The sequence below is a fragment of the Hyalangium versicolor genome, from assembly GCF_020103695.1.
GTDB lineage: Bacteria > Myxococcota > Myxococcia > Myxococcales > Myxococcaceae > Hyalangium > Hyalangium versicolor.
The window spans coordinates 1-1,076 of sequence record NZ_JAHXBF010000084.1 but is presented as its reverse complement, the minus strand read 5'-3'; the positions used below and the strand labels follow the sequence as shown (position 1 = coordinate 1,076).

The window sequence follows — 1,076 nt, the reverse complement described above, 5'->3', positions numbered from 1 at the left end:
GGGCCATGGACAGCATGCCGTTGATCGTCGTCCCGACCTCCCGGATTGCATACGAGGCGCCGACAGTGGGCGCCTGGCCGGTGACGACGCCGGGGAGGGTGAGGACTGTCGCGGTGTTGTCGGAGATGGGCTTGACGATGCCTGCCCCAGCGCCGGAGGTGATCTCGATGAACTTGCCGCGCAGGGCCCCGGCGCTCCACGACTGGCCCAAGTCCGTGAGGGTGGCCCACGTGGCTCCGCTGCCGGCGGACACCGCAGTGAGGGTTCCGGTTGCGCTGCCGCTCGCCAACGTCGCTGGTGTCAGACTCCCTGAGACGATGAGGTAGGATCCCTGTGAGGCGTCGGCGGGCGTGTCTGGGAGGAAGCCAGAGAGCCAGGCGCCGGCAGAGAAGGTGCCAGTGCTCACGTTGATTGTGACGGGGTGCCGCAGGCGCTTGGGCACCCTGTCCACCGCGCTCTGGATCGTCGCGCAGGCGCGGGCCCAGCTGGTGCACTCGAAACTGTCGTTGCCCGACGTCGAGACGTAGAGCGTCATTGGCCCGGTCGTCGCGCCCAAGTACGTCGGGAGGCCCGTGGGCGCCGAGCTCGAGGTGGCACGAGGGGGCGCCACAAACTGGGCATGGGCCAGGCTCGAGAGAGCCACCAGAAGCACAGGGGCCAGTGTGCGTGAGCGGCTCATCGCAGTGTCTCCAGCCCCACGAGACGAACCTCCAACTGGGTGCCGCCGCTCACGCCGACGTCCACAGCCTCGACGGCGATGCGGCGGGAGCTGTAGCCACCCACCTTCCAGTCCCACCAGTGGATGCAGCGGCAGGGGTAACGGAGGTTCGTTCCACCATCGCCAGCGCCCACTCCACTTGCCACGCCTCCATCACCAAGCGTCGTGTAGCTGCAGGCGTTGGTGGTGAAGGCCTCCGCCACGGACACGTCGAGCGCCTTGGAGGTGCTCACGTCAGAGCGGTTCCAGGGGTACCAGGTCCAAACCCGGAGGGTTCCTGTCCCTGTGAGGCTCTGCCCGAGCTCCGCGCAGATCTCCAGGGAGGCGCCCTCGTAGGGGGTGCTCAGGCTCATTCCCT

At 68.0% G+C, this 1,076-nt stretch carries 2 protein-coding genes; both read right to left on the bottom strand.

Annotated elements, in window-relative coordinates; genetic code table 11:
* On the bottom strand, positions 1-679 hold a 679-nt coding region (locus KY501_RS52835), incomplete at its 3' end, for a hypothetical protein (protein WP_224373252.1).
* The coding region (locus KY501_RS52830) for a hypothetical protein (RefSeq protein ID WP_224373251.1) at positions 676-1,076 on the bottom strand (401 nt) is incomplete at its 5' end. The genes KY501_RS52830 and KY501_RS52835, both read right to left, overlap by 4 nt.